This window comes from Pseudomonas sp. GW101-3H06 (assembly GCF_059424605.1).
In genome coordinates this window covers 1,540,226-1,565,676 of record NZ_JBWKZO010000001.1, presented here as the reverse complement: position 1 = coordinate 1,565,676, position 25,451 = coordinate 1,540,226, and the positions used below count along the sequence as shown (strand labels likewise).

The 25,451-nt window shown below is 59.1% G+C and carries 33 protein-coding genes; 7 read left to right on the top strand and 26 right to left on the bottom strand.

The annotated features are described in order from the left end of the window. The first annotated feature begins 56 nt into the window (after window positions 1–56). The 4 genes from AC07ZE_RS07080 to tsaA all read left to right on the top strand — a co-directional run bounded on the left by AC07ZE_RS07080 (window position 57) and on the right by tsaA (window position 3,087). Complete coding sequence (locus tag AC07ZE_RS07080; RefSeq protein WP_207262731.1) at window positions 57–767, top strand: rRNA pseudouridine synthase; 711 nt, start codon at window positions 57–59, stop codon at window positions 765–767. A gap of 75 nt (window positions 768–842) precedes the next feature. After that, window positions 843–1,310, top strand: a complete 468-nt coding sequence (locus AC07ZE_RS07075; protein ID WP_207262722.1) for a YehS family protein — start codon at window positions 843–845, stop codon at window positions 1,308–1,310. Between the two features lie 157 nt (window positions 1,311–1,467). After that, window positions 1,468–2,238: an SDR family oxidoreductase gene (locus AC07ZE_RS07070; protein WP_137808016.1), complete on the top strand. Its 771-nt coding sequence runs from the start codon at window positions 1,468–1,470 to the stop codon at window positions 2,236–2,238. A gap of 150 nt (window positions 2,239–2,388) precedes the next feature. Continuing rightward, on the top strand, window positions 2,389–3,087 hold the full coding sequence (gene tsaA / locus AC07ZE_RS07065; protein ID WP_207262720.1) for a tRNA (N6-threonylcarbamoyladenosine(37)-N6)-methyltransferase TrmO: 699 nt from the start codon (window positions 2,389–2,391) through the stop codon (window positions 3,085–3,087). 133 nt (window positions 3,088–3,220) lie between these two features. On the opposite strand, the gene fpr is transcribed toward tsaA, so the two are convergent. Beyond that, window positions 3,221–4,000: a ferredoxin-NADP reductase gene (gene fpr, locus AC07ZE_RS07060; RefSeq protein ID WP_003443014.1), complete on the bottom strand. Its 780-nt coding sequence runs from the start codon at window positions 3,998–4,000 to the stop codon at window positions 3,221–3,223. A gap of 133 nt (window positions 4,001–4,133) precedes the next feature. On the opposite strand from fpr, the gene AC07ZE_RS07055 reads away from it, so the two are divergent. Beyond that, window positions 4,134–5,060, top strand: coding sequence for a LysR family transcriptional regulator (locus AC07ZE_RS07055; RefSeq protein WP_095197037.1), 927 nt, complete (start codon window positions 4,134–4,136; stop codon window positions 5,058–5,060). Here AC07ZE_RS07055 and AC07ZE_RS07050 read toward each other — a convergent pair. From AC07ZE_RS07050 to AC07ZE_RS07040, 3 genes are all read right to left on the bottom strand, one after another. Next, window positions 5,057–5,419, bottom strand: coding sequence for a diacylglycerol kinase (locus AC07ZE_RS07050; protein ID WP_095197038.1), 363 nt, complete (start codon window positions 5,417–5,419; stop codon window positions 5,057–5,059). The genes AC07ZE_RS07055 and AC07ZE_RS07050 overlap by 4 nt on opposite strands. 76 nt (window positions 5,420–5,495) lie before the next feature. Then, on the bottom strand, window positions 5,496–6,146 hold the full coding sequence (gene erdR, locus AC07ZE_RS07045) for a response regulator transcription factor ErdR (RefSeq protein ID WP_207262718.1): 651 nt from the start codon (window positions 6,144–6,146) through the stop codon (window positions 5,496–5,498). Between the two features lie 227 nt (window positions 6,147–6,373). Next, window positions 6,374–7,117: a tRNA-uridine aminocarboxypropyltransferase gene (locus AC07ZE_RS07040; RefSeq protein ID WP_207262716.1), complete on the bottom strand. Its 744-nt coding sequence runs from the start codon at window positions 7,115–7,117 to the stop codon at window positions 6,374–6,376. Between the two features lie 186 nt (window positions 7,118–7,303). Between AC07ZE_RS07040 and AC07ZE_RS07035 the strand changes: the two genes are divergently transcribed. After that, window positions 7,304–7,729 (top strand): PA3611 family quorum-sensing-regulated virulence factor, encoded by a 426-nt coding sequence (locus tag AC07ZE_RS07035; RefSeq protein WP_095197041.1) that lies wholly within the window; start codon window positions 7,304–7,306, stop codon window positions 7,727–7,729. Here AC07ZE_RS07035 and AC07ZE_RS07030 read toward each other — a convergent pair whose 3' ends face one another. Then, window positions 7,730–7,930, bottom strand: coding sequence for a hypothetical protein (locus tag AC07ZE_RS07030; protein ID WP_095197042.1), 201 nt, complete (start codon window positions 7,928–7,930; stop codon window positions 7,730–7,732). 483 nt (window positions 7,931–8,413) lie between these two features. Here AC07ZE_RS07030 and AC07ZE_RS07025 point away from each other — a divergent pair, with 483 nt between their 5' ends. Then, entirely contained in the window at window positions 8,414–9,532 is a 1,119-nt protein-coding gene (locus tag AC07ZE_RS07025) for an LOG family protein (protein WP_207262714.1), read from the top strand. Window positions 9,533–9,576: 44 nt separating this feature from the next. Here AC07ZE_RS07025 and recX read toward each other — a convergent pair whose 3' ends face one another. From recX to AC07ZE_RS06920, 21 genes are all read right to left on the bottom strand, one after another. Beyond that, entirely contained in the window at window positions 9,577–10,047 is a 471-nt protein-coding gene (gene recX / locus AC07ZE_RS07020) for a recombination regulator RecX (RefSeq protein WP_207262712.1), read from the bottom strand. An 8-nt stretch (window positions 10,048–10,055) separates the two neighbouring features. Further along, window positions 10,056–11,114 (bottom strand): recombinase RecA, encoded by a 1,059-nt coding sequence (recA, locus tag AC07ZE_RS07015; protein WP_095197045.1) that lies wholly within the window; start codon window positions 11,112–11,114, stop codon window positions 10,056–10,058. An 83-nt stretch (window positions 11,115–11,197) separates the two neighbouring features. After that, window positions 11,198–11,698, bottom strand: coding sequence for a CinA family protein (locus AC07ZE_RS07010; protein WP_207262710.1), 501 nt, complete (start codon window positions 11,696–11,698; stop codon window positions 11,198–11,200). Window positions 11,699–11,778: 80 nt separating this feature from the next. Next, the gene (locus tag AC07ZE_RS07005; RefSeq protein WP_207262708.1) at window positions 11,779–12,294 is read right to left on the bottom strand and encodes a lysis system spanin subunit; all 516 of its coding nucleotides are present in this window, start codon (window positions 12,292–12,294) and stop codon (window positions 11,779–11,781) included. After that, window positions 12,276–12,839, bottom strand: coding sequence for a glycoside hydrolase family 19 protein (locus AC07ZE_RS07000; protein ID WP_207262706.1), 564 nt, complete (start codon window positions 12,837–12,839; stop codon window positions 12,276–12,278). The genes AC07ZE_RS07005 and AC07ZE_RS07000 overlap by 19 nt, the downstream gene beginning before the upstream one ends. A 149-nt stretch (window positions 12,840–12,988) precedes the next feature. Beyond that, the gene (locus tag AC07ZE_RS06995) at window positions 12,989–14,005 is read right to left on the bottom strand and encodes a phage late control D family protein (RefSeq protein ID WP_207262704.1); all 1,017 of its coding nucleotides are present in this window, start codon (window positions 14,003–14,005) and stop codon (window positions 12,989–12,991) included. 9 nt (window positions 14,006–14,014) lie between these two features. Further along, window positions 14,015–14,227, bottom strand: a complete 213-nt coding sequence (locus tag AC07ZE_RS06990; RefSeq protein WP_207262702.1) for a tail protein X — start codon at window positions 14,225–14,227, stop codon at window positions 14,015–14,017. After that, window positions 14,220–14,603, bottom strand: a complete 384-nt coding sequence (locus tag AC07ZE_RS06985) for a phage tail protein (RefSeq protein ID WP_207262700.1) — start codon at window positions 14,601–14,603, stop codon at window positions 14,220–14,222. The genes AC07ZE_RS06990 and AC07ZE_RS06985 overlap by 8 nt, the downstream gene beginning before the upstream one ends. Continuing rightward, the gene (locus AC07ZE_RS06980; protein WP_207262698.1) at window positions 14,603–16,699 is read right to left on the bottom strand and encodes a phage tail tape measure protein; all 2,097 of its coding nucleotides are present in this window, start codon (window positions 16,697–16,699) and stop codon (window positions 14,603–14,605) included. The genes AC07ZE_RS06985 and AC07ZE_RS06980 overlap by 1 nt, the downstream gene beginning before the upstream one ends. Before the next feature lie 128 nt (window positions 16,700–16,827). Beyond that, window positions 16,828–17,412, bottom strand: a complete 585-nt coding sequence (locus AC07ZE_RS06975; protein WP_207262696.1) for a phage tail assembly protein — start codon at window positions 17,410–17,412, stop codon at window positions 16,828–16,830. Between the two features lie 153 nt (window positions 17,413–17,565). After that, on the bottom strand, window positions 17,566–18,072 hold the full coding sequence (locus AC07ZE_RS06970; RefSeq protein ID WP_207262694.1) for a phage major tail tube protein: 507 nt from the start codon (window positions 18,070–18,072) through the stop codon (window positions 17,566–17,568). Next, a complete protein-coding gene (locus AC07ZE_RS06965) occupies window positions 18,072–19,238 on the bottom strand; it encodes a phage tail sheath protein (RefSeq protein WP_207262685.1) in 1,167 nt (388 codons plus the stop codon). The genes AC07ZE_RS06970 and AC07ZE_RS06965 overlap by 1 nt, the downstream gene beginning before the upstream one ends. Window positions 19,239–19,240: 2 nt before the next feature. Further along, complete coding sequence (locus AC07ZE_RS06960) at window positions 19,241–19,450, bottom strand: hypothetical protein (RefSeq protein ID WP_207262683.1); 210 nt, start codon at window positions 19,448–19,450, stop codon at window positions 19,241–19,243. 100 nt (window positions 19,451–19,550) lie between these two features. Continuing rightward, on the bottom strand, window positions 19,551–19,976 hold the full coding sequence (locus AC07ZE_RS06955; protein WP_207262681.1) for a phage tail assembly chaperone: 426 nt from the start codon (window positions 19,974–19,976) through the stop codon (window positions 19,551–19,553). Between the two features lie 52 nt (window positions 19,977–20,028). Further along, window positions 20,029–21,783, bottom strand: coding sequence for a phage tail protein (locus tag AC07ZE_RS06950; RefSeq protein WP_207262679.1), 1,755 nt, complete (start codon window positions 21,781–21,783; stop codon window positions 20,029–20,031). Then, window positions 21,776–22,420: a phage tail protein I gene (locus tag AC07ZE_RS06945; protein WP_207262678.1), complete on the bottom strand. Its 645-nt coding sequence runs from the start codon at window positions 22,418–22,420 to the stop codon at window positions 21,776–21,778. The genes AC07ZE_RS06950 and AC07ZE_RS06945 overlap by 8 nt, the downstream gene beginning before the upstream one ends. Further along, window positions 22,417–23,412 (bottom strand): baseplate J/gp47 family protein, encoded by a 996-nt coding sequence (locus AC07ZE_RS06940; protein ID WP_207262676.1) that lies wholly within the window; start codon window positions 23,410–23,412, stop codon window positions 22,417–22,419. The genes AC07ZE_RS06945 and AC07ZE_RS06940 overlap by 4 nt, the downstream gene beginning before the upstream one ends. Beyond that, window positions 23,409–23,741 carry a phage baseplate protein gene (locus tag AC07ZE_RS06935; RefSeq protein WP_207262669.1) on the bottom strand — a complete coding sequence of 111 codons (333 nt, stop codon included), beginning with the start codon at window positions 23,739–23,741 and terminating at the stop codon, window positions 23,409–23,411. The genes AC07ZE_RS06940 and AC07ZE_RS06935 overlap by 4 nt, the downstream gene beginning before the upstream one ends. A 12-nt stretch (window positions 23,742–23,753) precedes the next feature. Further along, on the bottom strand, window positions 23,754–24,365 hold the full coding sequence (locus AC07ZE_RS06930; RefSeq protein ID WP_207262667.1) for a phage baseplate assembly protein V: 612 nt from the start codon (window positions 24,363–24,365) through the stop codon (window positions 23,754–23,756). A gap of 3 nt (window positions 24,366–24,368) precedes the next feature. Beyond that, complete coding sequence (locus tag AC07ZE_RS06925; protein WP_207262663.1) at window positions 24,369–24,893, bottom strand: hypothetical protein; 525 nt, start codon at window positions 24,891–24,893, stop codon at window positions 24,369–24,371. Window positions 24,894–24,922: 29 nt separating this feature from the next. Further along, window positions 24,923–25,273, bottom strand: a complete 351-nt coding sequence (locus AC07ZE_RS06920) for a phage holin family protein (RefSeq protein ID WP_095197064.1) — start codon at window positions 25,271–25,273, stop codon at window positions 24,923–24,925. Between the last annotated feature and the right edge of the window lie 178 nt (window positions 25,274–25,451).

Below are 25,451 nucleotides of genomic sequence, written 5' to 3'. Positions count from 1 at the left end.
GCTTAACCGGCGCCAGGCAGGTACAATGCTCCCCCCATTTTTGTTACGGCCCTGTCATGACTGACCCGATTCGACTTTCCAAACGCCTCATCGAACTCGTCGGTTGCTCCCGTCGGGAGGCTGAGTTGTTCATCGAGGGTGGCTGGGTCACCGTCGACGGTGAAGTCATCGACGAGCCGCAGTTCAAGGTCGGCACCCAGAAAGTCGAACTCGACAAGGACGCCAAGGCGACCGCACCGGAACCGGTGACCATCCTGCTCAACGTGCCCGCCGGCATGGACGCGGACAGCGCCATGGCAACCCTCAGCGCCGAGACCTTGAGCGAAGAACACCGCTACGGCAAACGCCCGCTCAAGGGCCACTTCCAGCGCCTGACCGCCAGCACCGACCTGCAAGCCAATGCCAGTGGTTTGCTGGTGTTCACCCAGGACTGGAAGATCCTGCGCAAGCTCACGGCCGATGCGAACAAGATCGAGCAGGAATACGTGGTCGAGGTCGAAGGCGACATGGCCGAGCATGGCCTGAACCGTTTGCAGCACGGCCTGACCTACAAGGGCAAGGAACTACCGCCGGTCAAAGCCAGCTGGCAGAACGAAAACCGCCTGCGCTTCGCCATGAAAAACCCGCAACCGGGGGTGATCGCCCTGTTCTGCCAGGCTGTGGGCCTGAAGGTCGTGGCCATCCGCCGCATTCGAATCGGCGGCGTGTCCATCGGCAAAGTACCTCTGGGGCAATGGCGCTACCTGTCCGGCAAAGAGAAGTTCTAAGACTTTTCACGCCGCCACACATTATGGCGCCGCGCCCGGTCGCGACGCCCACAGCTGAATATCAGGACTGCACACATGATTCATAACGACGTATTGCGCAGCGTGCGCTACATGCTCGACATCAGCGACAAGAAAGTCATCGAGATCATCAAGCTCGGTGGCATGGACGTCAGCCTGCAAGACCTGGTGACGTACCTCGACAAGAAAGAAGAAGACGAGGAAGGTTTCGTACGCTGCCCGGACGAAGTCATGGCGCACTTCCTCGACGGCCTGGTGATCTTCAAGCGTGGCAAGGACGAAAGCCGTCCACCACAGCCGATCGAAGTGCCGGTGACCAACAACATCATCCTGAAAAAACTGCGCGTGGCCTTCGAACTGAAGGAAGACGACATGCACGCGATCCTCAAGGCCGCCGAGTTCCCGGTGTCCAAGCCTGAGCTGAGCGCCCTGTTCCGCAAGTTCGGCCACACCAACTATCGCCCGTGCGGCGACCAGTTGCTGCGCAACTTCCTCAAGGGGCTTACTCTTCGAGTAAGAGCGTAAAGCAGTTGCAAGCTACAAGCCGCAGTAGACGGTGTCCCGCTTGTAGCTTGTAACTTGCAGCTGGGCCGAATGGCCCCCCATTCCGCGCAAAAATAGTGGCTCCGCTTACGGCGACTGACGACTAGGGTGTAAAGACCCTCAGCCCTCAGGATTCGCCATGCATCCCTACTTTTCCCTGCAAGGCCGCACCGCTCTGGTGACCGGCGGCACCCGCGGTATCGGCAAAATGATCGCCAAGGCCTATGTCGAGGCAGGCGCCACCGTGTACGTCTGCGCCCGAGATGCCGAAGCCTGCCAGCAAACGGCAGACGAACTCCGTGCATTTGGACGTTGCCATGGTGTGGCGGCCAATCTGGCCACCGAAGAAGGTGTACTGCAATTGGCCACGCGCCTGGGCGAACAGCTCACCCATCTCGACATTCTGGTCAATAACGCCGGGACCACCTGGGGCGCGCCATTGGAGAGCTATCCGATCAAGGGCTGGGAAAAGGTCATGCAGCTCAACGTGACGTCAGTATTCAACTGTATCCAGCAATTCCTGCCGCTACTGCGCAAAGCCGGCTCACCGGCGAATCCGGCGCGGGTCATCAACATCGGGTCAGTGGCGGGCATTTCATCTTTCGGTGAACAAGCCTATGCCTACGGACCGAGCAAAGCGGCCCTGCATCAACTGTCGCGGATTCTGGCGCGAGAACTGGTGACCCAGCACATCAATGTCAACGTGATCGCGCCGGGGCGCTTTCCGAGCAAGATGACGCAACACATCGGCAATGATGAACAGGCACTGGCAGAAGATACGGCGTTGATACCGATGAAGCGTTGGGGTCGGGAAGAAGAAATGGCAGCGCTGGCGATCAGCCTGGCGAGTACGGCCGGGGCGTACATGACCGGGAATATTATTCCGCTGGATGGTGGGTTCAGCCTCTAGATCGGTGGCGCGGCCTTCGCGAGCAGGCTCGCTCCCACAGGAATCTACTGTGCTCACAATACCTGCTCGCGAAGGGGCCAGCACAGGCACCACTGAATTCAGGTCGATCGGGTTATCATGCCCTCCTTTCCCCCGCCCCGACCGCCAACCATGACCTACAGCGTTTCCCCTATCGGCTTTGTGCGCTCCTGTTTCAAGGAGAAGTTCGCCATCCCGCGTCAACCGCAACTGGCCCCGGCCGCGCGTGGTGTTCTGGAACTGGTGGCACCCTTCGATCAGGGCGATGCGGTGCAAGGCCTGGAACAGGTGAGCCATGTCTGGCTGCTGTTCCTGTTTCATCAGGCGCTGGAAGAAAAGCCACGACTGAAAGTCCGTCCGCCTCGCCTCGGTGGTAATAAATCCATGGGCGTATTCGCCACCCGCGCCACCCACCGCCCCAACGGCATTGGCCAGTCCGTGGTCAAACTGGACAAAGTTGAAGCCAATCGCTTGTGGATTTCCGGTATCGACCTACTGGATGGCACGCCGATTCTCGACATCAAGCCCTACGTGCCTTACGCCGATATCATCGATACCGCCTCCAACAGCATCGCCAGCGCCGCGCCACACCTGATTCCCGTGCAGTGGACGGACAGTGCCCTGGAACAGGCTCACAGGCACGCACAACGCCTTGCAGAGCCGCTGATTGAGTTGATTGAGCAATGTTTGGCGCAGGATCCACGCCCGGCGTACCAGACGCCCGCGCCGGAGCGGGAATATGGCGCGCAATTCTGGGACCTGGATGTGCGTTGGCATTATCCGACACCAGAGATGATCCGGGTGCTCGAAGTCATTCCCGCAAAGGTGTAGTCGCCAGAAGCAACTGTGGGAGCGAGCCTGCTCGCCAAAGGGGTGTGTCAGTCAACATCAAGGCTGACCGGTACATCCTCTTCGCGAGCAGGCTCGCTCCCACAGATAAAGCAAAAGCAGTCGAACGGGATTGTTACTTCTCGACGAACGCACGCTCGATCAGGTAATCACCCGGCTCGCGCATCCGCGGCGAGACTTTCAGGCCGAAGCTGTTCAGCACTTCGCTGGTCTCGTCGAGCATGCTCGGGCTGCCGCACAGCATGGCGCGGTCGTCCTGCGGGTTGATCGGCGGCAGACCGATGTCGCTGAACAGCTTGCCACTGCGCATCAGGTCGGTCAGGCGACCTTCGTTCTCAAACGGTTCACGGGTCACGGTCGGGTAGTAGATCAACTTGTCACGAAGGGCCTCGCCGAAGAACTCATTCTGCGGCAGGTGCTCGGTGATGAACTCGCGGTACGCGACTTCGTTGACGTAACGCACGCCGTGGCACAGGATCACTTTTTCGAAACGCTCATAGGTTTCCGGATCCTGGATGACGCTCATGAACGGCGCCAGACCGGTACCGGTACTGAGCAGGTACAAATGTTTGCCAGGCTTCAAGTCGTCCAGCACCAGCGTGCCGGTAGGCTTCTTGCTGATGATGATCTCGTCACCTTCCTTCAGATGTTGCAACTGGGAAGTCAGCGGACCATCAGGCACCTTGATGCTGAAGAACTCGAGATGCTCTTCCCAGTTCGGGCTGGCAATCGAGTAAGCGCGCATAAGCGGGCGGCCATTGGGTTGTTGCAGGCCGATCATCACGAACTGACCGTTCTCGAAGCGCAGGCCCGGATCTCGGGTGCACTTGAAGCTGAACAGAGTGTCGTTCCAGTGATGAACACTGAGGACACGCTCGTGGTTCATGTTGCTCATGTACGGGGACTCCTGGAGATTGTCGGCGCATGCTCCGCATTCTGTGAGCGGCGCGCAATTGCATCGCATTCTAATAGCAGTGACAATATCTGTTAAATGGATTATTAAGATAAGGGTTATCGGTTATATCGATATGCGATTTACTCTCCGTCAACTTCAAGTTTTTGTCGCCGTCGCCCAGCAGGAAAGCGTGTCCCGTGCCGCGGGCCTGCTCAACCTGTCGCAATCGGCGGCGAGCACCTCGATCACCGAACTGGAGCGCCAGTCCAGCTGCCAGCTGTTCGACCGCGCCGGTAAACGGCTGAGCCTCAACGCCCTCGGCAAACAGTTGCTGCCGCAAGCGGTGGCGATGCTGGACCAGGCCAAGGAAATCGAAGACTTGCTCAACGGCAAGTCCGGTTTCGGCTCCTTGGCGGTAGGCGCGACCCTGACCATCGGCAATTACCTGGCCACCCTGTTGATCGGCGGTTTCATGCAGCGCCACCCCGAAAGCCAGGTGAAGCTCCATGTACAGAACACTGCCAATATCGTGCAACAAGTTGCCCACTACGAAATTGACCTGGGTCTGATCGAAGGCGATTGCAGCCACCCGGACATCGAAGTGCAGAGCTGGGTCGAAGATGAACTGGTGGTGTTTTGCGCGCCGCAGCATCCGCTGGCGCAACGCGGCACCGCGACCATGGACGAATTGAGCCATGAAGCCTGGATTCTGCGCGAACAAGGCTCGGGGACACGGCTGACATTCGATCAGGCCATGCGTCATCACCATCGCGCGCTGAACATTCGCCTGGAGCTGGAGCACACCGAAGCGATCAAGCGCGCGGTGGAGTCCGGCCTGGGAATTGGCTGTATCTCGCGGCTGGCGCTACGGGACGCGTTCCGTCGCGGCAGCCTGGTGCCGGTAGAGACGCCGGACCTGGACCTGGCCCGCCAGTTCTACTTCATCTGGCACAAGCAGAAGTACCAGACGTCGGCGATGCGCGAATTCCTCGACCTGTGCCGCGCTTTCACTGCCGGGGTCCAGCGCAGCGACGAAATCGTACTGCCGACAATCGCTTAAAGAAGAATCACGGCCCACACCAGCGCGATCATGGTCAACGCCACCAGTTGCGCGGCGCTGCCCATGTCCTTGGCGTTCTTCGACAGCGGGTGCCGCTCAAGGGAAATGCGGTCGATCGCCGCTTCCACTGCCGAGTTGAGCAACTCGACAATCAAGGCCAGCAGGCAGACTGCAATCAGCAGCGCCTGCTCGACGCGACTGACGTTCAGGAAGAACGACAGCGGAATCAGGATGACGTTGAGCAAAACCAGCTGCCGGAAAGCTGCTTCGCCGGTGAAAGCTGCGCGCAGGCCGTCGAAGGAATAGCCCGAGGCATTGAGGATGCGTTTCAGGCCGGTCTGGCCTTTGAAAGGGGACATAGAGTAGGCAACTGACCAAAAAAGGAATGAGAAAGCTAGATTAACCAAAGTCAAAAAAGCGTGAAGATGGCAACCCTTAGTGGCTTGAAATTGACTCAAGTTGTTGCAGGAGCAACGCAGCCTGGGTTCGGGTTCGCACGTTCAGTTTACGGAAAATCGCCGTCACGTGGGCCTTGATGGTCGCTTCAGAAACACCCAGTTCATAAGCAATCTGCTTGTTCAGCAAACCTTCGCAGACCATGGTCAACACCCGGAACTGCTGCGGTGTCAGACTGGCAAGGCCTTCGCTGGCCGCTTTGGCCTCATCGGAAACACTGACCGCTTCGAACGCTTGCGGTGGCCAGTACACATCACCTTCGAGTACGGCACGCACGGCTTTCTGGATCACGCCAAGGTCGCTGGACTTTGGAATAAAACCACTGGCACCGAACTCACGGGACTTGACCATCACCGAGGCTTCTTCCTGGGCCGACACCATCACGACCGGAATCTGCGGGTATTGACCACGCAACAGCACCAGTCCGGAAAAACCGTACGCCCCCGGCATATTCAGATCCAGTAGCACCAGATCCCAGTCGGCCTTTTCAGTCAGGCGGCCTTCCAGTTCGGCAATACTCGCCACTTCCACCAAACGGACATCCGGGCCTAGCCCGAGGGTCAACGCTTGATGCAAGGCGGAGCGAAAAAGCGGATGGTCATCGGCTATCAGGATTTCGTATGTGGCCATTTTTCAAATGATCCTGTTTTTTATGGGGTACCCGACATATTCGGGTATCGCCGAAACAACTCCAGGCACAGCCAGGCAGCTGCACCAACAGGGCACGTTCAACGCCAATCACGTAAAAAGCGGCGTATCAAACTTCGGCCGCGCCCTAATCGGCGCCAAGCATGCCCAGCGAAGTCGGGGTGGTCAAGCCGGATGGCCAGTACAGTCTTTTGCAGTATGGGCGACAATCAGCCCATGACAGGCGAGGTGTTCTGCACAAATGGCAGCAGCTCGGCATGTGCCGGTGTTTCCACGTTCATTTCAAGTTGTCGTTTGGCATCGAGGTAATGTTGACTGAACACATCGAAATAAGCGTCCAATGCCGATGCTGCCTGCGTATCGCCCGCCAAGTCCAGGCATAACGCCGCCACTTCAGCGGTGCACAGGTGTTCGCTGCGGGTCGATCGACGCAATTGGTAGCGCGAGAGTTTTTCGGGCAGCAGGCTAAGAATCGGCAATCCGTCGAAGTAAGGGCTTTTGCGGAATATCTTACGGGCTTCGGTCCAGGTTGCGTCCAACAGAATGAACAGCGGTCGCCTGGCGCTATCCACCGCGACACTGTGGGTCACCCGCTCGGGCTCGACATACTCCCCCGGAAACACCAGATAAGGCTGCCATTGCGGATCGGACAACAGCGCCAGCAACTGCGGATCGACGTCGGTCCGCGACCAGATGAACGCGTGGTTGTCGCGCACCACGTCAGCGATCAGCCAGCCGGTGTTGCTGGGTTTGAACACTTCCTTGCTGGTCATGATCAGGCATACCCCCGAGCGGGTATCGACCCGTGGGCGCCAGGCGCACAGGCAATGGCTCTCGATCACACGGCAGGCTCGGCAACGGGTTGCGCGCCAGCCTCGGGCCTGAATCGGCTTGATGCCTTCATCTTCGCGCTGATCGCGCAGGCGGGCGACGGCGTTGGGGGCATGGATCATTGCGGGCAAGACCGGCAGACAGAGGAACTCGACACAAATAGCACTCAGGGCAATAAAGACCGTCAGTTTACCAGAGCCCCCGGCGCAAGCCTGTACCGTCCAGACGGGCTCCCCTATAATTCGCCGCCACTGAACGCACAGTCATGTGGCTGGTCGAACCACCAGTCACTGAACCAGGAGAGTTTCATGCTGCGCCTTATCGTTCCCACCGCTGCCATTCTGCTGGCGTCGTCCTTCAACGCTCAGGCTGCGTCCTTGAGTGAGCAGAATCTGAATAGAGAGCTGCGCAACGTCGCCGCACAAAGCAGCGTCGGCACGCCACGGGCGATCAACGAAGACATTCTTGACCAGGGCTACACCGTCGAAGGCAATACGCTGATCAACCACTTGAGCGTGCAAAGCAGCCATGCCAACAAGATGCGAGCTGATCCGAAGGCGGTGTATTTCCAGCTTGGCGCCTCCGTGTGCAGAAACGAGGGTTACCGCAAGCTGATGAAGAAGGGTGCGATCATGCGTTACGACTTCACCGAGGTGAAGACCAATCGCGCGGTGGGCTCGGCAAGCTTCCAGGAATCGGATTGCCCGAAAGCCGCACCTGTGAAGAAGAAGTAACTATTTGGACTTGGCGCGCCGCTGTTCATCCTCGGCGCGCAGATCTGCCAACAATGCCTGCAAGTATCGCGAACGCCGCTCCGCCCCCTCCAGCCGTCGGCAGCACTCCTCCTCGAGACTCAAATGATTAGTCTCGGCCGATGACTTCAGTAATCGATACAGTTGCGTATCGATCTCTATTTCCAGAATGACTCTGGCCATCAATCCCGCCTCCTTGCACCTCGCTCTTGTTGAGCGATAAATCCTTCTACCGCCTGTACCGTGCGCCCTGCCGTTGACGCGAAGTTGTCGTGTGACACCTGTAACTTAGTAAATCAGAGTGCAGGACAAGCGGCGCGCCTTCAGACGAGCGGTGAAAGCACTTTGCAAATCGTCAATAAGCGGTTGCCAGGAAAGACTTTGCGGCGCAATGATCAAAGCAGCGCAAATCACCATCAGGGTCTAGATTTCAAGGTATCCATATTCACTTGTTCAGGGCTGGAAAGGGGCCGCCCGTTATGTATTGCGTTGTGCGAACGTTTCTTTCATCCAAGGGAAAAACAGAGCCTGTTTGGATGACCCGATGACCATTCGGGTCGAGTGGATCGCCCAGGCATGGGCTTGGGCAGGCAGCGACACAGGAGTGTCGTGGCGTCGACGCTTGTTTTGTCGAGGCCGAGGGTTCTGTGCAGAAGGAGAAGTTGAATGCCTTACCAACCGAATGACCTCCTGAGCCGTCATTTCGAAGAAAGCGGCCACGACCTCATCAGCAAGGTCGAAGAGCAACTCAACCTGGTTTCACCCAACAGCCCGAATATCCCTATTTACCGCGACATGATCCTGACCGTGCTGCGCATGGCCCAGGAAGACCACAACCGCTGGAATGCCAAGATCACCTTGCAAGCCCTGCGTGAACTGGAGCACGCATTCCGTGTGCTGGAACAGTTCAAGGGCCGACGCAAGGTCACGGTGTTCGGCTCCGCCCGCACCCCGATAGAACACCCGCTGTACGCAATGGCCCGAGAGCTGGGTGGCGCGCTGGCACGCTCGGACATGATGGTGATCACCGGTGCCGGTGGCGGCATCATGGCTGCGGCTCACGAGGGTGCTGGCCTGGCACACAGCCTGGGCTTCAACATCACCCTGCCCTTCGAACAACACGCCAATCCCACCGTCAACGGCACAACCAACCTGCTGCCGTTCCACTTTTTCTTCACCCGCAAGCTGTTCTTCGTCAAGGAGGCCGACGCACTGGTGCTGTGCCCTGGCGGTTTCGGCACCCTGGATGAAGCGCTGGAAGTGCTGACACTGATCCAGACCGGTAAAAGCCCACTGGTACCGGTGGTGTTGCTGGACTCACCGGGCGGCAAGTTCTGGCAAGGGGCACTGGACTTCATTCGCGAACAACTGGAAGAAAATCGCTACATTTTGCCCACGGACATGAAACTGGTGAATCTGGTCTACAGCGCCGAGGACGCTGTAGAACACATCAACAAGTTCTACAGCAACTTCCATTCCAGCCGCTGGCTCAAGCATCAGTTCCTGATCCGCATGAACCACAAACTGAATGACCGGGCACTCGAACACATGCAAGAGTCGTTTGCGGACCTGTGCCTGAGTGATCATTTCCACCAGCATGCCTACAGCGGCGAAGAACATGATGAAGCACAGTTCAGCCATCTGGCTCGACTGGCCTTCGCCTTCAACGCCCGTGACCATGGCCGGTTACGAGAGTTGGTGGACTACATCAACTTGCCGGAAAACTGGGCGCAATCCCAGCCTCAGGCACAACAACGCACACGGGAGTCTTCCAAGGTTACGTGAGGCACAAAAAAACGGCCCGCTATCGAAATAGCGAGCCGTTTCAGTTAATCATCCATTCCTCGGCCACTGAACAAGCGGCTGATCATTTCCATGGAAAACCCCCGATAGGCCAGGAATCTGCCTTGCTTGGCACGTTCCCGTGCGTCTATCGGTAAGTGCCCGGAGAACTTGCGCCGCCAGGTATCTTCCAGTTGTTCCTGCCAGTTAATACCGCACTCGCGCAAGGCAAGTTCGATATCGCCACGTTGCAGACCGCGTTGGCTCAACTCCTCACGAATACGCAAAGGGCCATAGCCGGAACGCGCACGGTAGGAAACGAAGCTTTCAAGGTAACGGGATTCGGAGAGCAAGCCCTCTTCCGTCAATCGGTCGAGTGCTGTTTCGATCATTTCGGGGAGCGCGCCGCGCTGACGCAATTTACGCGTCAGCTCGACTCGACCGTGCTCACGTCGCGCGAGCAGGTCCATGGCGGTTCGCCGCACCGCGACGAGTGTATCGAGTACGGCGGTCGTCATCGGAGCAATCAGATATCAGCGTCAGCCAGATCGTCTTCAGTCTCTTTGACTGCAGAAGCCTTGGAGTCCGCGATCACTGCCGGAGACAGCAACTTGTCACGCAGTTGCTTCTCGAGCGTTGCTGCAATTTCCGGGTTATCCGCCAGGAACTTGGCCGAGTTGGCCTTGCCCTGACCGATCTTGGTGCCGTTGTAGGCATACCAGGCACCGGATTTTTCAACGAAACCGTGTAGAACGCCCAGGTCGATCATCTCGCCATTGAGGTAGATGCCCTTGCCGTAAAGAATCTGGAACTCGGCCTGACGGAATGGCGAAGCCACCTTGTTCTTCACTACCTTGACGCGGGTTTCGCTACCAACGACTTCATCACCTTCTTTCACCGCGCCAGTACGGCGGATGTCCAGACGAACCGATGCGTAGAACTTCAGCGCGTTACCACCGGTGGTGGTTTCCGGGCTGCCGAACATCACACCGATTTTCATACGGATCTGGTTGATGAAGATCACCAGGCAGTTGGCGTTCTTGATGTTGCCGGTGATTTTACGCAGCGCCTGGGACATCAGTCGGGCTTGCAGGCCCACGTGCATGTCACCCATTTCGCCTTCGATTTCAGCCTTTGGCACCAGCGCCGCCACGGAGTCGACAATGATCACGTCAACCGCGTTGGAACGCACCAGCATGTCGGTGATTTCCAGGGCCTGCTCACCGGTGTCCGGCTGGGAAACCAGCAGGTCGTCGACGTTGACGCCCAGCTTGCCAGCGTACTCCGGGTCGAGGGCGTGTTCGGCATCGACGAATGCGCAGGTCGCGCCGGCTTTTTGAGCCTGGGCGATCACGGACAATGTCAGTGTGGTTTTACCGGAAGATTCAGGACCATAGATTTCAACAATACGGCCTTTTGGCAGACCGCCAATGCCCAGTGCGATGTCCAGACCCAGAGAGCCAGTGGAGATGGCCGGAATCGCCTGACGGTCCTGATCGCCCATACGCATTACGGCACCCTTGCCGAATTGACGTTCGATCTGACCCAGGGCCGCAGCCAAGGCTTTCTTCTTGTTGTCGTCCATTAAAGTCCTCACGTAATCAATAAGGCCTGACGGCCAACACCTGTATAAGTAGCCAGTATTATTCCACAGCGTTTGAGGATCGCCTACCCCTGATTTGAGATTTCTGCCGTGGTATATCGCAGCAGCCCCTCTAGCGCGGCCTTCACCGTTTGTCGGCGGACCTCGTCGCGATCACCCGGGAAGTGTTGCAACTCGCTGAACACCCGCTCACCCACGCCCCAGGCCAGCCATACCGTACCCACGGGTTTGCTCGGCGAGCCACCGTCCGGCCCGGCCACGCCACTGACCGCCACGGAAAAAAACGCACGGCTTTTGTCCTGGGCACCTTTGGCCATCGCCTCGACCACCTCGCGACTGACCGCCCCCACCGTGGTAAATAACTCCACCGGGACACCCAATTGCAGATTCTTCTGCAAATTGGAGTAAGTCACATAACCTGCCTCGAACCACGCCGAGCTGCCGGGGATACGGGTAATGGCTTCGGCGATTCCGCCTCCGGTACAAGATTCGGCCGTGGAAACATGGGCATTGAGCATCTGTAATTGCCTGCCAAGGTCAGCGGCCAGCTGGGTGATTACTTTCACGGGCATCTCCTGTTGGGGCGGAATGAGACCTACCGTACACGAGCGCATCGCGCTTGCAAGTTACAGGGTCGAACAAGATGTTAGCGGATGATCGTCCTGACATAGGCCTGACAGGCCTGCAAGGCAATCAATCCACGGTCGCCGTCATGGGTGATGGCGACAATTCGTCGAGCATGCGCCGGGTCAAGTCGGGCGCGTACGGCGCCATGATCCATGCCGCCGGTGCCGGCGGTGGCTGACACTGCACCTGCTCCGGCCTCAAGGAGGACTGACAGCCGCACATCAGCGGTGGCAAGACGATCGCGCAGGCGATCCTGATCACGCTGGACATCGCTCAATACTCGGTAATGGTTTTGTTCACTGATCGAAAGCCGTTGCTCAAGGGCCAGGCGCCTGTCCTGTTCGGCTTGTTGCCGGGTCGCTGCAGCCTGGGTCAGTTGATTCAGCGTTTCACCGTGCAACCTCGCCTGCTCTGCCAGTTGCCGGCCATAACGCCAATCCTGAATGCGCCAGGTCAGGCCACCGCCCAAAATGACCAGTACCACAACTGCACCGATTACTCGGTAAGGCGTCGCAATCAAACCGAAGGCTGACATAACACCGCCCTCGCCCGCGCCCAGAGCTCCAAGCGGTCCTGCAGCCCGTTCAGTCCACCATTGATGCGACGGGTGATGCTGTTGAACTCGCCTCGATCGGCCAGTTCATTGAGGCCGTTTTGCTCCCAGAACCAGGCTGCGGATTCCGCAGCCCACTGCGGTTGTTCCAGTAATTCTGGCTGGGCAAGCAGACGCTCGTCGCCGAACAGCCCGAGGCTGCATTGACGATAGTTATTGCGCCCCGTGATCTGAATCAGGCCACGGCCGCGATAGCGTTGCCCGTCGCCGTCGGGTTCCGGCGTGTTGCCCAGGCGCCCGGCGAGCGCCCCGGTGTCGTATTTGCTCAAGTACTGATCGCTGCCCAGTTCACGTACGTAGTGCAACTGACCCGACTCATGGCCGACCTGGGCGAGGAAGGCGGCAATGCGCGTGGGCGTATTGATGTTGCGGTGGGCCATGGCGGTGTCGAGAACGGAAATGAAAACGCCCGCTTGGGAGCGGGCGTTGGGGAAAATCTTGAGTAGTTGTTGCTCAGTGAGAGGCATCGCTCGGTCCGGTGAGTAAAGGTTGAGATTCACAAGTTGGGGATTGTTCGGCAAACACCTGCGCAATATTTCCTGCGACTGACAAACCCTGCTGGCACGAGGTTACCGTCAAGACGCGCGAGCGTGGCCTGTGCAATTGTTGCGTCGTGTTATGTCGCCGAACCCAGACAAGTTGCCGCGATTTTGCAGCGATAGCTGTCTTTTCGATTGCCACTGGCCGTGACCTTGTCGATTGACCAGCGCCCACGCATGAAATCGGGCCAGGTATCGTCCAGCACCACGACCCCTTCAGCTGAAAGGCCGGGATTGCCTGGACAATCAATGTTCACCTTGAGTGCTTCGCGCATCATCCGGCGCACTTCGCCTTCACAGGCTGCCAGGGCCTCCTCAGCATTCTGGCCTCGCCGACGCAGGGTCTTGAATGGCGCGATGCCGCTTTCGACACTGTGTTCCTTGCCTGCCGCCGCGTCCCACCAACTGATTTTGCAGCCCTGATACTTCGTCCGGGCGGTTTCATCGAGGGTAGCGGCGATGAAGGCGTGGTCGTCCGGGCGATTGTTCGTCGTCACCGACAATCGAACATTCGGCAATACCTTGCCCGACAGCGATTTGACCTGACCGCGTCGCCCCAACACATACAACTCGTTGATCGGCTTCGCTACCGCGTCATGCATATAGGCCAGACGCGTCAGAAAGCCCATGTCGGTTTCGTTGGATTGATCGATGTGTTCAATCTTGATCATGGCCAGATCGGGTGCGACACGGGGAGAAAATCCGTGGCGGGACGTCAATAGACGAAACAACGCGCCGAGGGTCGTCGGGCCGTGGCTGAGGGATCGGCGTAGCTTGAAACCCGTTTCGTCCGCCACACTGAACGGCGCTGCGGTGGCCACCAGTGTCAACGTCAGGGGAAACAGTTTGGGCGTGCGACGGCTGATCACGAACAGGCCTTTATCCACCAGCCCCGACTCCAGATAGCCAACCCGCAGACCGATTTTCCCACCCAGATCCGGCAACCCTTCCAGTCCGTGCAGATCGATCGTCAGCGTCAACTGATCGGACTCGATTCCCGACGCATCAATGTGCTGCCAACTGAGTAATCGCTCGTTGAGCAGTGCCGCATTGGCCCCATATATTTCCACTACCGGGGTAAATCCAAGAGCCATAGAGCCTCCTCAGTCCCAAGCCGATATCGGTCGGGTCGCAATGGGTCGGGAATCGATTTCCGGCAGGACCATCCAGACGCCCGCGGGCAATATGACTGCGTGTTCGGCCAGCGTCGGATTGAGGCGCCAAAAGGCTTCTTCTACTGCGTCGTCACTGCGACCCAACTGCCGAAACAGCAGCAGGTTCACCGAATCGCCGGCAATACTTCTGACTCTACGCATGGGTGTACTCCGCCAACTCGATCGTCCAATCAATCACCATCGCCGTGCCGTCATCGATAACCAGGCTCTGGTTCTCCGTTAAGTTGTTGATGCGCCACAAGCCCCAGTTACGGCCAATGCCGTCGACCAGCGGCAACGGCACGCGCAATGCCTGCAAGGCCCGCAACGCCTCTAGGCGTTCCATCGCCTGTGCGTACATCGACTTGCCGCCAATGATTAGAACCTGCAGGCCTTGCCCGGTCTGGCTGGACTTGGGCTTACTGGTCAGGATGTCGATGTTAGTCCAACCCCCGTCAGACTTACGCTGCAGGGTGCTGTAAGCGAAGTTTCCGGACAGGCCGAAAATGAAACTGCCCAGTGCCATTTGCTGGCGCATTACATACCTCCATCGGTCAGGGCCGCGTCACGGCGTACGGTGAGTGGATTGGTCACCAGCGGTAAAAATTCGCCATGCAATTGCCTGCGCAACTGCGCCATGACCTTTTCAACCAACTGTTCGGAGTCGGACGGGTTGGCACCACTGATCTGGATGACCGGGTTGAAGTTGACCTGTTGGTTCTGCGTCTGTGCGCTGCTCAGATCCTGGCTGACTTGCTCCGGGGGCTGGAGTCGGTCCTTCGCGGTATAAAGGGACTCACCCAGCGCCTCCCCACCCTCGCTGCCAAAGTAGCTGCCCAGCAAACCGCCGATGACCCCGCCGACCGCCGTCCCCAGGACAGGAACAGGAATGAAACTGCCGATTAATGCGCCGGCGTATCCTCCGGCCAAGCCGCCGACAGCCGACCCAGCCGCGCCCGCGGCGGCTTGGTAATCACCGGCCAGCAATGCCTTGAGTCCGTCATAACCGGCACTGGCCAGCGCCAGAGGGGCGCCCAGCCTGCCGGTGAAGGACTTGGCCCGGGCCGCCGACCCAACCAGCCGACTGCGAATCGTGGGACGCCCAGGCTGACCGTCACCGCCCACGCGCCTGCCTGGATTTCCCTCTCCGGGTGACTGGGTGACCGCCTCCGGCTTCAAAAGCGCCGAGGTGATGGACGACGTAACGGATGCCAGTCTGGACAGGATGGCATCGCGAAACGGTGTCGCGAGGGCCGTGCCGAGCAAGGTCAACCCGGCGGCGACTTTCGGAAATGATTCGACCAAGCCACTCAACCCACTGACCAGGCCATCGACACTTAGCATCGCAAGGTCAGTAAAGGGAGCTACCGCGTTGGCAATCGCCGTATCCAGTCGCGTCAGACTGGCATCCAGGGAATTCCAGCGTGCTTGCGAGGTGTTCCCCCGGGCTTCGGCAGTCTGCGCCATCGAACCCTCGTCACCGAGCGCGGACGTCGCGTACATACTCTTGTCGGACACCCGTGCAAAGGCTGCTTGCAGGGTCTTGGGTGCCTTGAACAACTGGCCGATGCCATCATCACCTTCGAACAGAGTCTTGAGTAACGAGGCCTGTTCCCCAGCCGTTTTTTTCTCCAGCGCCTCCTGCACTCTGGTGATCGCTGCCGGCGCGTCCTTGCGCATTTCGCTGGCCAGTTGCGCGGGGTCGAAGCCAAGCCGGGCCATGGCCATGCGCTGGTCCGCCGTGGCGTTATCACCCTGGCTCAATGTCGAACTGAGGGTTTTCAACGACGCGCCGGCTTCATCCTTGCCCACGCCAACGCTCAGAAGGGCCGCAGCGATTGCCGCCACCTGCTCGGGCTTCATGCCGGCGGCCATGCCCGACTCGCCACTGCGCTGCACAATCGATCCGATGTCTGCCGCTTTGGCATTCAAATCGACACTGTTGGCCAAGTGGTTACCCGCATCGGCCAAGTCGAGACGTTGAGCACGATCGAGGCCTGACGAGGTACGCCAGCCAGCCATTATTTCGCCGGCTTCCATCACGGAGATCTTGTACGCTGACGCCATGAGGGCTGCGTCGCCAGCAAAATCTTTCAGCGTTTTGCGCATGTCCTGCGATTGAACATCTTTGACCAGACCTGAATCGATTGCCGCCAGTTGGACCCCAGCCAGTTGCACACCTGTCGTCCCTGCAGGGGCAATCCGTTTCTCTCTCGTCAACTTCAGATTGTCATTGGCCATCTCCTGAAGTTCATCAGGGTCCATTCGCAGCTTCAGGCCGATATCGACCATCGCCGTCTGAATCGCCATGGCTGACTTCAAATCCTGCGGTGGCGGGCGTTGTTCAACCTCTGCCATGAGCCTGGATTTCGTCTCACTGGTCGAGGCCGGCGCGGCGTTCGTCCTGCCCGGCGAACGCAGTGACGACAAGACCGCCGTCAAGGTCGCCAGCGCCTCGCCAAGCTTGCCCTGTCCTTGCGTCAACAGACGGGTATCCAGACTGGCCATATTCAACGCCTGGCTGAGCTGCACCAAAGGGTCCTTGAACCCCGACAGCCCCAAGGCTTGGGATGCGTTGTTCAATGACGGCCATTCAATGCCTGCACCCGCCAGCAAATACTTGCTCTCAGCCATCCTCCTCTACTCCTTTTTCACGCCAAGGCGAGTGATCGCTATGTCGTAGCGACGCAACGCCTTTGCGACGTCCCACTCCAGAATGTCCGCTTCACTTACCGGGTAAATGAGCGGCACCACATCGAGGATCACTTCGATGTCGCGCTCCGAAAGAAGGCCGCCGGTTGGTTTAAAAAATCGTCGATGCGCACCTGCAGTTGAGTCCAGTCGGGAACGGTCAACAGGGCCAGGTCGGGAAGCATCAGGCCGGTGCAGTGGGCGGTGATGAACTCGGCGCGTTCCTTGGGCGTCTTGAGTTTTTTCATCGCCTTGGTGGCGCGCAGTACCGGCATTTCCAGGGTCAGCGAGGTCAGGGTGCGACCCGCCACGGCGAGCGGTTGCAGCAAGGTCACTTCAACGGGGGCGGCTGATGGTTGTTCCCCCTCGCCTACTTGCTCAAGAAAGTGCGAAGTCGGCAACGTCGACATCTCGTGTACGTATTGGGCGATGCTGACGTAGTCCGGGCGTTTGAGCTGGTCGAGTTCCTTGATCGACAGACCGGTGGCCAGTAGCGCCAGTTCGAAGAACTGATCGTCTTCATCATCGCCGGCACGGGCCAGGGCTTCTTTTTGCGCGGCGTAATACAAGGGGTTGAGTTGGATTTGCTCGATCTGCAAATTGTCGTCCGAAGTGATCGGCGACAGCAGGTCATGAACAGGAGGTGTCCAAGACATGGAATGAATTCCTTGGTGGTTCACGTGAGGGTCAAATTGCCAGGAGCCTTGTGGGAGCGAGCCTGCTCGCGAATGCAACCTGTCAGTCGACATCATTGCTGACTGATACAGCGCTTTCGCGAGCAGGGTGTGCGCCTTGGTTGGCCTTGAGGGTTACGGCAACAGGACGGCCCGGCGGGCGTCGCCGAGAATGTCGACGCCGTTGAGCACGAACTTCTGGGTACGCACATCGATGTCGATCACCGGGAGGCCGTTTTCCAGGCGGTTGTAGGTGCGGCAGGCAAGTTCCAGGGTGGTCTTGGGCTTTTCGCTCATCTTCAACGTGGTTTCCCCAAGGGATTTCAACTGACCGCCCACGGTGTGATACGTGAACCAGGTGTTGCCGTCCTGATCCTGACCGGCTTCGCGCACGTTCAGCAGGATGTCTTCACCCAGCTTCACGCCGAGGGCCAACATGACTTCCGGCCCCATTCCTTGCAGGGTCAACGTAGCGGTGAGTGCCTTGCCATTCTTGGCCATTTGCTCGGCGATAAAGCGTCCGCCGCGCATTTCTTCCATCTCGAATTCGATTTTCGGCGGAGTGAAATCCTCCACCGTCGCCGACAACGGAAGACCTTGCAGGGTGGCCGCGATGGCCTGTCTTACGCGGTTGGTAAACATTAGAGAACGTCCTCCAGGAACTGCTCGATGATTTCATCGCGGGCATTGAGTTGATAAACCATGTGTTCGTTCGGCGCATAACGGCCGTAGTCGATGACCACGTACCAGGTGCCGTTCTTGTATTTCTCGACACTGTTCAATTCCGGGTGCAGGTACACGCTGCCGCCTGGAATCGTTTCGTCGGCGACCAGGGTTTGCAGCCAGTCGTTGATGCGCTTGACCTCCTGGTCCATGAACGATTTGGTCAGGTTCTTGGCCATGGCTTTCTGGCCGGCCTTGACCAGCTTGCGGCTGATCGCGTCTTCGAGACCGACGTAGCTGATGAACTTGCCGGTGATCGAGCGGTTACCCAGCAGCGAGAAGCCACCGAGGATGGTGCGGGCGTAGTAGCTGATGCCGTAGCGGTTGAGCAGATCGCCTTCGGTGGAGGTGTCGAGGATGTTGTATTCCACCACCCGCGAAACGTCCTCGGCGTAGGTCACCTGGTTACCCGGGCTCTCCCACTGCTTGACCTTGGCCAGGGCCGCGATGGCCAGGCTCGATGGCGACAGGAAGACGTTTTTCTTCGCCGCCTTCGAGTACACCGACGGCATGTTGTGCACCAGCAGGCAACGGTCGAAACCCAGCTCCGCGCCGCCCAGTTCCTGGCTGTACGTCACCTGATCGGCGACCGCGGCATCCTTGCCGTCGAGCACCACCCGGGCCTTGATGCGTTTACCGAAGGAGGCAAACTCACTGGCCACCGCTTTGGTGCCGGTGAAGCCCGGCGCGCCGATAATGGTCAGGTCCTCGGGCACGCCGCTCAACGCCGCGAGGCCGAGCTTGCGACCGGTCAATGGATCGATGCCGCCGATGACGTTGTTCAGCGTGTCGGTCGGGGTCGCGCCCTCTTCGACGATGACCACGTAGACCGGCACCTTGACCACTTTCAGGATCTGGAACACCGCGTGATACAGCGTGCCTTCCTCGGTGCCGGTCGGATCGAGCAGCGCCTGGGAGGTGAAGCTGTTGATGCGGAACGGAGCGTTGCGCGCAATCAGCACATCGGCCTTCGGCGCCGTGCCGATCAGACCGATGACGTTGTCACCCAGGCCACCCATGGCCTCGGGGGATTCGGTGGCATTGACGGTAATGCCGTTGTGCTCGAAGTTCAAAACCTCAGCCATGGTTATTCAGCCTTCTTGGCAGCGGCCTTTTTGGCCGCGGTGGATGGAGAGGTCGACTCGGCAGCCTCGTTTTTTTTCAGCTCCAGGCGACCGGCACTGCGCAACGCACTGGCCTCCACATCGAGCAATTGCAGTTCCTGGCCGAGGCTCGACCAGTGACCACCCCCGATGGGAAATGGGCGGAGCACGGTGTACGTTTGGCGTTCTGCCATTTGGGTTTCTCCATAAATGAAAAAGCCCCTTAGGAAAGGGGCTATTGGGTGTTGCGTGTTTATTTGGCGGAAAAGAAAACGCCCCGGTGGTGCGGGGCGTTTATGACTCTTGCTCGACCAACCAAGAGGGTGACACTGGGCGATAGGCCACTTCGGGAAACCCCGTCGATATTGGCCAGTTACGCAACTGTCGGCGATAGGCCTGCACATCGTGGTATTGATCGTCGGTGAGAGTGGTTGCGACGCGCTCTTCCAACTCATCCCGGTGTCGGGTCACGACATCATCAGTCCCTGCGAGCCGGGCATCACGCCATCTCCGTTCAATGTCTGCCAATTGCTCAAGTGACATCGGCGGTCGATCCATCAACGTCGGCGGGGTAGTAGAAAAATCGATGATCTTTCCCGCCGCCTGACCTCGTAGATACACTTGATGTTGATCTCCAGAAATGGGACAAGCATCCTCTGGCAGCTCATTGATGGTGTCATCTAAAAAGCACCCTCGCGAAATACTTGAATATAGGGACATGCTTAAACTCTCTAAATGTATGAGCCCGCAAATCAGGCCCATAGGTCAGTGGTTAACACCCAAGTACCCATGCATAGCCACTTTGTACAGACGACCATGAGTTGGAAAACCTGATTTGGCTTAGGCTGTATGCATCGGCGCCGAATATGCCCGAGGGGCCGGGCACTGCGCTGATCATTACGCTCAGGATGTTGCTCGGGAAGGCAATGGGCAGCGTTGCATAGTTGTATCCGTTGCTGAATACCGTGGTGCTGATTGGCATCCACTGCAAAATCAAACCGGACGGAAAACGTATGTATCCACTGATGGAAAGCAACGCAGCAAACGGAGCGGTTTTCCCCATCACCCCTGTCCCCGCCAATACCCATACCCCACCACCGATATAGATCGCGTCAACATAAGTGTCAGGCGGAATACTCCTGACACTGTTCGATGCGACTACGCTGATCGCTTCCTGCATCTTGTCCGTGCCCTGAGCGGCTAGGGCAATGGCCAGGACCGACCAATTCTGAATTCGTACCGTTGCTCCAATGGCCAGCGCGTTTACCGCCGAATCCGGCAGGCTGTATGACGAGTTAGGACCGCTTGAGCAATGCACGATTCCACCCACATGCGCCAGAACGCCGGGTGTCGCGCCGACGAATCCGGTGACACTGGCGTATTGGAGCCCACGCGCCTGAACCGCCGCCATGGTGGCTAACTTTGTCGTCACATCAAACCGCCCCGGCGTCGGCGCAGTCGGCGTACCGGTTAACGCTGGACTAGCCAGCGGCGCCCGTGAAGTATCCGTAGGATGGCGATGGTCTTCCCGCGCCAGTTTGCTGCCTGTACCAACCGCCGCCGCACCGTCCATGAGCGGCGCTGCCGTGGCCAAGTCAGCGGCAATTTCCTGCTGGACAAAACCCGTGGTGGCGATCTGCGCGGTGTTCGCACCAGGCGCTGCCGTTGGCGCGGTTGGAACACCGACCAGAGCAGGCGATGCCAGCGGGGCAAAACCGTAAGTGATGTTCTGAAACATTAATGCAGTGGTGCCCAGAACAATCACGCCTTCGGTTACCAATTGCCAGCGACTGTCGGCCTGGGTTGCCCCCTGCTCGACTGCAACCTGCAAGGCCGATGTCACCTCGGCATCGATGCTGGCATCCTCTGCACGCGACCAGGGCCCCATAGCAACAACGTACAATCCATTGTCTTTTGCCACAGTCTGGTCTTTAACCAGTACTCGATCTCCCGCAACCACCGCGACGCCGTCAATGGTCTGCACGGTGCTCAAAGTGATGTTTGTGGTGGTCGCGACCCGTACCGAATGTTTGGTATCAAGCTTGTTTAGTTCAGCGGCTACATAATCCGTTACCCAAGCCCGCGTCGCCTTGACCACCGTGTCATCAATCAACAAGGTCACCAACGCTGCATTGCTGGTCTCGAAAATCGTTCGGATGTAGAACTCTTTCCCTGAACCGGAAGTCGCCAAAACCGGTTTGAACGACTCCGGGTATTTGACGATGGCATACAAGATCCCGGTGTCCGTCCAGAGCCCGGCCTCGCGCACGTACCAGCCGCCGACGTCGGGTGGAATCGTGACTTCAGCCAGCAACCAGCTCGGATTTTTCTCGTCCTGGAACAATGCGTTGAGCGGCCCGCGCCATACTTCGCGCTTGAGCGCAGTGGCAGTCGCCGCCGGGTTGTAGGCCGTGCCACCGCCGTCACCGACCGAAATCTGCGACAGTTTGATGGGTACGCCCGCCGCCTTGCAGGCGGTTTCGTAGGCAATCCCTGCACTCGTGAGCAGGGTGTAATAGTCAGCCATTCATGGCCCCCTGAGGATAAATAGTGGATGTTTCGAGGGTGTAGAGTCCGGCGGCCACGAAGGCCTCACCTGACGTTTCCAGCCCTTCGATGACAACGGGATAAACCGTGGTCAGCTCGCCGCACACCGTCGCCGCGCCAATCACGTGATTGCCGAACGCACTCAAGCCGACAGACACCGACAAGGTGTCGCGCTCGCTTTTGGCATCCGCCAGGCGACGGTCGAGACGCGCATCGATTTCTTCGCTGTAAGGCTGTTCGGTGAAAGCCCTGACGGAGAAGCTGTAGGGCTGGCCCGGTGGTGTCTGCTCGTACCAGGCCCGCACTTCTGGCCTCAGGCGCAAACCCTTGGCCGCATTTTCCAGCGCCTGCCGTGTGCCGGCCCGGCGTGCCGTGGGCCAGGCGAGTTCGACGGTCAAGCGCTTTTCCGCTTCGGCCGCATCGGTGCTCCACTCGCTGACACCCCGATCCGCCGCGAGATAGGGCAGAAACGCCGAGGGCGTGGCAGCGGGGTTCATCAGCTCGGGAAACGGTGGTGCGATACGATCGAGCAAAGTGCCGAACCCCAGATCGAGGGCTTTTTCCAGCGCCGAACTGTTGGCCGGCAACAGGCTCGGGCGAGGTTGTGGGTCCCTCATAGCGTGAGTACCTCCACCTCGATGTCGGTGCAGTAAGGTGCCTCGAAGGCCGTCGTCACGATCGGCTCGAGCGGTTCGAGAATTTCAAGCTGAACCGCGCCGGCGCTGTGCAGCGTGTAGTCGATCCAGCTCGGGTCGACCCGCCCTTCGAGGCGATGACAGCTGTCGGCATAGGCTTGCAATTGCTGCTCTGCGGCAACTTTCGTCAGTCCCGAGTCGGGGCCTGCGTTGATCCTGGCGAGCACCCGGATCTTGTAGCGCTTGATGTCGGCACCCTGCACCGTGACCTGATCCGTTTCCGGCCGCACATCCGGTCGGTCGAAATGCTGGCGCACCCCGTCGAGCAGTTCTTCGCTAGCCGTGCCATCGCCTTCCCGTGACAACACGGTGACTCTCACTTCACCGGGGGCTGTGCGCCGCCCATTGCCATCCTTGACCTGCGCGGCGTGACCATCGGGATCGAAGGTGTAAGTGACCGTCACCTCGCCTGGCGCAGCGGACTCCACCTTCACCACCGGACGCTCGCCAAGGGTGAACACCTCGCGGCGATACTGCATGCGTGAGCCAGCGGCTGGCGCATGCGGCGCCAGGTAGTAGCGCAATCGCGCGTCGTCGTCGCTTTCATGCACCGGCGCAATGGGCGGGAATGCCGCCGGATCGCCGGGGTCGAGCAACTGACGCTCTAGCCCCATGTCCGCCAGACGAGCATCGAGGTTGCTGCCCGTCGCCCACCACGCCAGCATCTGCTTGATGCGAGCGTTGTACTTGCGTTCGTGCAATTGCAGGCGCACACAAAACGCTTCGAGGGCCAGGGTCAGCAACTCGCTTTCGTTTTCCAGACTGACCTTCAGTTTGGCCGCGCTCTGCGGAGCGCGGGCGCCGACATATTCGACGACAAAGGTCTTGAACTCGGCCAGCAGATCTTCGAATGCGTCGACCGTGACGATCGCCGGCTCGGCCAACTGGTTCTGACCCGGTATCAACATGCTCATGTCACCACCTCGAACGTCTGATTACGATTTTTCCAGGTACCAGCGAAGCGCAGGAGCAACCCCACGCCCTGTCGACTGGCAACAATGACTTGCGGCTGGAAATCGCCGATGCCGTTCTGGCTGTTGTAGAACGCCTGTGCGGCGTGGCTCTGGGCCAGGATCAGCAAATCGTCGCCAAGGTTCTGCCCCAACAGATCCGGGATGGCGCAGCCATACAAGGGACGTTTTTGGCGTGTGCCCAAGGGGGTGGTAAGTGCCCGGGTCGCGCGCTGCACAAATTGCGGCCAGTCGTCGACCGTCGCACCGGTGTTTCTATCGATTCCAATCATGGGAAAACTCTTTTATGCGCTGCTGATCACGCGGCCCTGGTGATCCACCGACGGGCCGCTCAGGTGCACACCGGACGCGTCGAGTCGCAAGCCGACCGCGCCCAGTTGCAGTTCGATGGCCTCGGGGCTCATCGCCAGTCGCGCCGGGCCGATGCTCAGTTCGAGCGCTTCGCGATTGCCGTTGAACGCCGCCGGGCCGTTGTTCCAGTGGAGGGCATGACTGGCATCGTCGTAACCACTTTCAGCGCCGTCCCGATAGACGCGACGCGTCAGCGAAGCCTGGGTCGAGGGCGGGGGAAACTGATTACCGTTAAGCCCGAACAGCGCAACAGATTGCGCGCTGCCCTCACCGCCGCCATGGTTGAGCAATAGGCATTGCTCACCCACGGAAGGGATCCGCGACTCGCTTTGCGCCCCGGCACTGGGATTGAAAAAGCGGATGGCCGGCGTCAGCAACTCACCGTGGCTGACCCGGCACATATTGCCGGCCGCATCGACCTCCTGGCACACGCCGATTCGACAGATGCTGTCAGTGCGTCGGTACAGGTCCTCCAGCTCGGCCTCCATCTCGGCCAGACGCTCGATGATCGGGCCAAGCTGCAGACTTATAAGCGCATCGAACATGGCTCAGCCCTCGAGTTCTGTGTATTGGTCCGGGTCGTCGATGTCCGAGACCTCCCAGGTCCGGGCGAATTTCGGGATGCCCAACGGGTCGTCCAGCAGCGGTGGACCGAAGTACAGCGTTTGGGTGAAGGACAGGGTCCAGGCAGGGAACTCCTGCGTGCCCTCGATCAATAACGAGGGAATGGCGTCGAGGCGGGTCGGTAAATCACATTGATCGCCCGGCAGACCCCACCGGTTATCCATGACCAGGTCCTTGAGTGCACTGGCCAGATCGCAGGCTGCAAGGCTTGGGTTTTCTGACTCGGGACGCACCACGGCTTGCAAGGAAACCGTGAGCACATGAGCGATACGTCCATCACGGGCACGACAATCCGCGGCATCACGTTCAAGGGTGATCAACACCCAGGGCTGGTCGCCGACATCGGAGAAGTCTTCGCGACTCCCGACGCTGATCCCAAGCGGTAAGTTGCGCAACGTCGCGGCGATGGCCGTGAACAGCTGCGAAGGTTTTTCGATGACGGTGGGCATAAAAACTTCCTGTTCATGCGTCGAAGGATTCACTGTTGGTCGGGGCGAGAATCACGGGGCGGCACTTCGCATACCCCGATCCGCTTCGCAGCCCAACGCTCATAAAGCCCGATGGCCACGTCCGCTCCGGCCATTGCCGTGAGACAACCAAAGGCGCCCGCGGCCCAGATCGACACGCCGGCGGCGTACAACAGCAGGATGGCCGAGACCCCGCAGACCATGCAGGCGCCGGAGCGCAAGGCCAGCCGTCGCAACAATGACCAGCCCCGGGCGCCGTCCTTATCGGCTCGCCACATTTCGCCGGACACCCCGCCCACCAGGGCGAGGACGATGACGAGCCAGATCGGCATGTCCAGCAACGCTTGTTGCTCGTTTGTCATGTCACGCCTCCTGGGGGTGATTGATGTGTGTGGTTCAGACGTTGTCTGTTGATTGATGGAAGGCAGGCATTCCAAAAAGCCCGACTCGCATCAGGCTTTTCAGTAATGCGGTCCCTCGCCTTCGCCCAAAGGCGAGAAGTGAAGTCGACCTTTCGGCGCTACTGGCGCGGTACGGGCC